Raw genomic sequence first — 6,664 nt, 5'->3', positions numbered from 1 at the left:
CGGCATAGCCGGCGGTTTTTGAAGCCCCAGCGACTTACCGCTGGGGCTTCTTTGCTAAAGCATAATAGAAAGGCCGGGGACTTGAAGTCCCCGGCCTTTTTGGGCCTTTTATACAATGAAAAAAGAGGAGATTCATGGTATAATAAAGATAATCTATTCATTGTGATCCCAGAGCTTTTCTTACTGCGAGGGATTCTGAAATAAACCGTTGGAAAGGAGCGTATTCATGTCAATGAAAGCTGTGATTGTAGGCGGGGTAGCAGGCGGCGCCGGTGCGGCGGCACGGCTGCGCCGGAAGGATGAAACAGCACAGATCATCATGCTGGAAAAAGGGGAGTATATCTCCTTTGCCAACTGCGGCCTGCCCTACTATGTAGGAGACGTCATCACCCAGCGGGAAGAGCTTCTTCTGCAAACGCCGGAAAGCTTTAACGCCCGGTTCCAGGTGGATGTCCGGGTCAACAACGAGGTCCTTTCTGTGGACACCGGGAAAAAGACGGTCACCGTCCTCAACCATAAGACAGGGGAAACCTATACCGAAAGCTATGACAAGCTGGTTCTCTCTCCCGGAGCCAGCCCCATTGTCCCCAACATGGAAATCCAGCATCCGGAACATGTTTTTACCCTGCGCAATATCCCTGATACCTTTAAGATCAAGGACTATCTCAACAGCCACAATCCCCGGACGGCGGCGGTCATCGGCGGCGGCTACATCGGCCTGGAAATGGCGGACAACCTGTGCCGGCTGGGACTAGAGGTCAGCGTCATCGAGGCCGCTTCCCATGTCATTGCCAGCCTGGATGAGGACATGAGCCATGAGCTGCAAAATCATCTGCGCTCCAAAGGGCTGGACCTTCACCTGGGGAGCATGGCCCAGCGCATCGACCGGGATCAGGTCATCCTTTCTGACGGCAGGGAGATCCCGGCGGATATGGTCATCCTCTCCATCGGCGTCCGGCCGGAGACCGGTTTCCTCAAGGACAGCGGCATCGCCCTGGGAAGCCGAGGCGAAATTCTGGTGGACGAGTACCTGCAGACCAATGTGCCCGACGTTTACGCTGTGGGGGACGCCATCGGCGTCAAGTCCTTTGGCACCGGCGCCGACGCCATCATCCCGCTGGCTGGCCCTGCCAACAAGCAGGCGCGGATTGTGGCCGACAACCTGTGCGGGGAGAAGAAAGCCTACCACGGCACCCAGGGGACAGCCATCGCCAAGGTCTTTGACATGACCGCAGCGGTCACCGGAGAAAATGAGACCACCCTGCGGCGGGCGGGTATAGCGTACCGCAAGACCTTCACCATCTCCCCCTCCCACGCTGGATACTATCCCGGCGGCAGCACCATGGTGGTCAAGCTCCTTTACACCCCCGAAGGCAAGGTCTTGGGCGCTCAGATTGTGGGCCGGGACGGTGTGGACAAGCGGATGGATGTGCTGGCCTCCGCCATCCGGGCCGGCATGGATGTCTTCGACCTGCAGGAGCTGGAACTGGCCTACGCGCCGCCTTTCTCCTCCGCCAAGGACCCTGTCAACATGGCTGGTTATGTGGCCGGCAATGTGGTGGAGGGACGGATGATCCCCTTCTATGTGGAGGATCTGGCCAACCTGCCGGAAAACGCCTTCCTTTTGGATGTGCGCACCCCCGGCGAATTTGCCCATGGCACCATTCCCGGCGCCGTCAATATCCCGGTGGACGTCCTGCGGCAGCGGCTTTCTGAGGTGCCCAAGGACAAGGAGGTCCATATCTTCTGCGCCGTGGGGCTCAGAGGCTACATCGCCCAGTGCATCCTGCGGCAAAACGGCTATAAAACCAAAAACCTCAGCGGCGGCTACCGGCTGTATGCCGCGGCAAAGAACGATCTGGCCGCCCAAGGGGTCCCCATGGAAAACTGCAAGCCCTGCGGCGCTCCTCTTGAATAAAGTAATTTTTCGATAGAAAAACTCCGGCAGCGGGACTCACTGCCGGAGTTTTTACATTTTTCAATTGTTGCAACGTCTGTATCAGATTCCCTTGGCGCGGGAGATAGCCCTTTTGGGGGTTATATCTGGGCACAATCCATGATTTCACCCAGCACCTGCCGGACACTTTCATTACTATTTGTATATAATGCAATTAAATTATCCTTTTGGTATATCTTCGCGCTCAAATCCTGGCCTTTTTCCAAGGATTGCTCCAGAAAAAGCTCCAGAGACTTCTGAGCCTGGCTGCCATCGGTAAAGCGGAAAATCATCAGCATCGGCTGCGGATTCCCCTTGCTGCACACAGTATACATCTCCGCCTCCTGGAAGATAGGGCCTGTGCCCTGACTTTCCAAAACAGAGCCTACCAGGCCCAGGCGCCCCACCAATGTATTGTAAAGGGTCTGAGGGGTAAGTCCCTTTTCTATCCGCAGGGGGGTGGTGGAAATTTCGGGTGGATTGGATTCGGCAGCAGGCGCCGGCTCATGGCATCCGGTCAACAGCAGGATCAGCAGTAAGGCTATAACGCTAAGTTTTTTCATTCGTACCCCTCCTTTATCCATTCCCTTTTATATTATAGTGTGGCCCACAGATTTTTTTGTTGCATTCCGTGAAAAAAGAAAAAAGGGCAGAAGGAGGGGATTTTCAACAAAAAACAAACCCGAACCCATGATTTTCATGAGCCCGGGTTAAAGATTTAGACATTCCCTTTAGAAGCTAGCCTCTTTAAATTTTCTCTTCTGATAGTAATCCACCGCTTTATCATTTAAGGTGAGCTGGACATTGTTGCCCCAATCCTCGATCTCTTTGTCAAAGTCGTCGGCTTTCAGGTCGCTGGTGAGCTGGGCCTCCAGCGCCTCCACGACGGCGTCCTCATCCTCGGTGATGTCCAGGCGCTGGAACACATAGTAGTAATCTATGTCTTCCACAGTACCAAACTCCCCTTCGTCTACGGCAGCCACAGCGTCCAGCAGTTCCGCCGAAACGTCGGTGCTGTCCTTGCGCAGAACGTTGATATGGGCATTCTCCTCCGCGTGGTCATGTCCATAATCGGAGGCGGTGGGCTCGTAACTCTCATCGCCCATGAGCTCCTTAATATAGTTATCCTCGGATTCGGTGATCAGCTGGTCAAAGTCCTCGCCATCCTGGGCGCGTTTGAGATAGTCCGCCTGTTCTTCCTCTGCTGCGGCCAGCTCTTCATCGGACAGCAGCACGCCATCCGAATTGGTTCTGGGCAGCATGATGGTCTTAAATCTCAGATAGTTTTCTTCCAGTTCCTGTTTCAGTTCGTCCACAGAAAGGCCCTGGGTGCCACCCGGGGCATAGGTGTTCTGGAAGATAACGCTGCTCTTCATCTGGTTCATATAGATGGCGACGACGGAATCAGAACTGATGCCATTGGCCTCATACAGGCCGCTGTAATAGTTATACCGCTGGGTCGCCTGGTTCTCGGCGTAGGCCTCCTGCTCTTCTGCCAGGGTATAGCCCAGCTCTTCGAATTTTTCTTCCACTGCCGCATAGTTTTTCACAGCCTGGAGGGCTTTATCGTGCACCCATTCATAGCCGGTCTTGCCCTCGATCTCCTGATCCCATACCTCGCCAGCTTTATCCTCCACCAGGTCCAGCGCCTCGGTATAAGCCTCCAGACGATGGTAGAGATAGACGCCCACCGGGATGGCGTCCCCATCTTTGTCGGTGGCGATCCAGCTGGTATCTTGACTGCCGCATCCAGCGAAGGTCAGTATGGCCATACAGGACGCCAAGACCGCGGCAAGGATTTTCTTCGCGAGTTTCATTTGATTTCCTCCCAGTTTCACTACATTCTTTCGCACCTAACGGTATTTTCCCCAAACATCTGGAAAATGCCGCTGATAGAATAAAATTATACACGCCTTCTGTCAAAAAGTCCACAAAAAAACATGAATTTTCCTTGTTTTTTGCTGCTGAAATGAAAAAACAAACAGGGCCCGGAGGCATCCGGGCCCTGTTTTTATGATTCGGTGGGGGCGTCCGCCATATCCATGGCGGAAAGAATCTGCCGCATAGCCTCCAACGGCGTCTGCTGATCGGCGATTTTTACCGTCAGATAGGGCTTCTGCCCGGCGGAGAGAAGCACCCGGCCCCGCATTTGGGATACCAGGGAGCCGATCATCTTCATATCCACCCGGGAGAGGGAGAAAACGATCTCATTATTCTTCTGGGTGATTTCGGTAATTCCCATCCGGGAGGCGGTGTTGCGCATCAAGCTGACGTCAATGAGCCCCTTCACCGAGGCCGGCGGCTCGCCGAACCGGTCGATGAGCTCATCCATTACATCCAGGCTGTCCTCATAGGTGCGGATGCCGGCGATTTTCCGGTAAACCTCGATGCGCTGGGCCTGGTTTTCGATATACCGGGGCGGGATGTGGGCCTCGATGCGGATGTCGATGAGGCATTCCTCCACCGGGTTTTCGGGAATTTCTCCCCGCTTTTCCGCCACGGCGTCGGAGAGCAGCTTCAGGTACATCTCATAGCCTACGGCCTCCATATGGCCGTGCTGCTGGGCGCCCAGGATATTGCCGGCGCCACGGATCTCCAGATCCCGCATGGCGATCCGGAACCCTGAGCCAAAGGAGGTAAATTCCCGGATGGCGGCCAGCCGTTTGGCCGCCACATCGGTGAGGACCTTGCCTTTTTGAAAGGTGAAGTAGGCGAAAGCCCGGCGGCTGGACCTGCCTACCCGGCCCCGGAGCTGGTAGAGCTGGGAAAGGCCCATCCGGTCCGCGTCCTCAATGATGAGGGTGTTGCAGTTTGGCACATCCACGCCGGTTTCGATGATGGTGGTGCAGACTAAGATGTCGATTTCATGGTCCAATAAACCCTGCCAGATGGAGGAAAGCTCCTCCTCCCCCATCTTGCCGTGGGCTACCATGATCCGGGCGTCGGGCACCATTTCCTGAATCTTGGAAGCGCACCGGTCAATGGTCTCCACCCGGTTGTGGAGGTAGAACACCTGGCCGCCCCGCCGCAGCTCCCGCTTGATGGCGTCGCCAATGACCCCTCGGTTGTATTCCAGCACATAGGTCTGCACGGGATGCCGGTCGGAGGGGGCCTCCTCGATGACCGACATGTCCCGGATCCCCGACATGGCCATGGACAGGGTCCGGGGGATGGGGGTGGCCGAAAGGGTCAGCACATCCACCGTGGAGCGAAGCTCCTTAAACCGCTCCTTGTGGGCCACCCCAAAGCGCTGCTCCTCGTCGATGATGACAAGTCCCAGGTCCTTAAACCGGACGTCCTTTTGGATCAGGCGGTGGGTGCCCACCACAATGTCCACCTCGCCCCGGCCTATTTTTCTGACAATCTCCTGCTGCTGTTTGGGAGTTTTAAACCGGGAGAGGATCTCCACATGGACGGGAAAGCCCTCCATCCGGGTCAGGATGGTGTTGTAGTGCTGCCAGGCCAGGATGGTGGTGGGCACCAGAATGGCGCACTGCTTGCCGTCCAGGACGCATTTGAAGGCGCCCCGCAGGGCCACCTCGGTTTTCCCAAAGCCCACATCCCCGCAGAGCAGCCGGTCCATGGGAACGGTGGACTGCATATCCCCTTTGATCTCCGAAATGCACCGGAGCTGGTCGTCGGTTTCCTCATAGGGGAAGTGCTCCTCAAACTCCCGCTGCCACTCGCTGTCAGGGGAGAAGGCGTAGCCCTTGACCTGCATCCGCTGGGCATAGAGCTTGATCAGCTCATCCGCCATGTCGTCCACCGCCTTTTTGACCCGGCTGCGGGTCTTCTGCCATTCGGTGGAGTTGAGCTTGTTGAGCCGGATATTGCCGTTTTCACGGGGGCCAATGTATTTATTCACCAGATCCAGCTGGGTCACCGGCACATAAAGGGTGTCGGCCCCAGCGTAACGGATTTTAATATAGTCCTTGACCACCCCGTGGATATCCATCTTATGGATTCCCTCAAAGACGCCGATGCCGTGGGAGATGTGGACCACGTAATCCCCTGGGGTCAGATCGGCCAGGGAGCTGATCTTATCCCCCGGCGCCTTGGCCCGGCGCTTCCGCTTGGGTTCCCCCAGCCTCCGGGCGGCCGCCTGGGTGATGAGGGCGAACCGGATGCCCGGCAGGTCAAATCCGCCGGAAAGGCCGCCCTCCAGCACAAAGACCCGGCCGAAGACGATGGACTTCACATCCTCGGCAAACTCGGCGGGGATATTTTCTTTCCGCAGATCCGAGACAAGGGCCTGGGCCGCCCGGCGGGTTCCCGCCAAAACAGCCACGCAGTATCTGCGCTCCAAAAAGCTTTTCAGGTCATCGGTGAGATATTTAATTTCGCCGCTCCAGCCCGAAAGCTGGATGGCGTCAAAGTTCACCAAGGTTTTCACCGGGAGCTCCGGCAGGGCCCGGGCAAAGGTCTCCAGCACCACGGTGCGCCGGGAGGCCAAAGCCTGCATCAGCTCTCCCCGCTCCAGATAAAAGCGCTCCAATCCTCGGCAGAGGACGCCTTCCTCAAAGAGGGTTTTCAGGTCCTCCTCCATCTGCCAGGAAAAATTCTTCTGGGTCTCCCGCAGTTTGATATAATCCGAGACAAAGAGAAAGCCCTCGGGCAGGTAGTCCAACAGGGTGGCCCCCTGTCCATAGGCCAGCGGCAGGAACCGGTCAAAGCTCGCAAAGCTGAGATGATCCCGCAGCCGCTGGATGTCCCGGTCGATGTTCTCCT

The 6,664-nt window shown here is 56.5% G+C and carries 4 protein-coding genes; 1 reads left to right on the top strand and 3 read right to left on the bottom strand.

Annotated features, from left to right (window positions below):
- Nucleotides 1-232: 232 nt before the first annotated feature.
- The gene (locus tag ACZ25G_RS10145; RefSeq protein ID WP_463682371.1) at nt 233-1,918 is read left to right on the top strand and encodes an FAD-dependent oxidoreductase; all 1,686 of its coding nucleotides are present in this window, start codon (nt 233-235) and stop codon (nt 1,916-1,918) included.
- 119 nt (nt 1,919-2,037) lie between these two features.
- On the opposite strand, the gene ACZ25G_RS10140 is transcribed toward ACZ25G_RS10145, so the two are convergent.
- The 3 genes from ACZ25G_RS10140 to mfd all read right to left on the bottom strand — a co-directional run.
- Nucleotides 2,038-2,499, bottom strand: a complete 462-nt coding sequence (locus ACZ25G_RS10140) for a hypothetical protein (protein WP_342681295.1) — start codon at nt 2,497-2,499, stop codon at nt 2,038-2,040.
- 168 nt (nt 2,500-2,667) lie between these two features.
- Complete coding sequence (locus tag ACZ25G_RS10135) at nt 2,668-3,753, bottom strand: hypothetical protein (RefSeq protein WP_191481315.1); 1,086 nt, start codon at nt 3,751-3,753, stop codon at nt 2,668-2,670.
- Nucleotides 3,754-3,947: 194 nt separating this feature from the next.
- Nucleotides 3,948-6,664, bottom strand: a 2,717-nt coding sequence (gene mfd, locus ACZ25G_RS10130; protein WP_463682370.1) for a transcription-repair coupling factor, incomplete at its 5' end; no start/stop codon positions are given.

The sequence above is a fragment of the Zongyangia sp. genome, assembly GCF_965361945.1.
This window is presented reverse-complemented; position numbering and strand designations above follow the sequence as displayed.

What these genes read in the sequence shown, in the direction of transcription:
- ACZ25G_RS10135 (WP_191481315.1), bottom strand. Translation starts at nt 3,753, where the DNA reads ATGAAACTCGCGAAGAAAATCCTTGCCGCGGTCTTGGCGTCCTGTATG.
- ACZ25G_RS10145 (WP_463682371.1), top strand. Translation starts at nt 233, where the DNA reads ATGAAAGCTGTGATTGTAGGCGGGGTAGCAGGCGGCGCCGGTGCGGCG.
- ACZ25G_RS10140 (WP_342681295.1), bottom strand. Translation starts at nt 2,499, where the DNA reads ATGAAAAAACTTAGCGTTATAGCCTTACTGCTGATCCTGCTGTTGACC.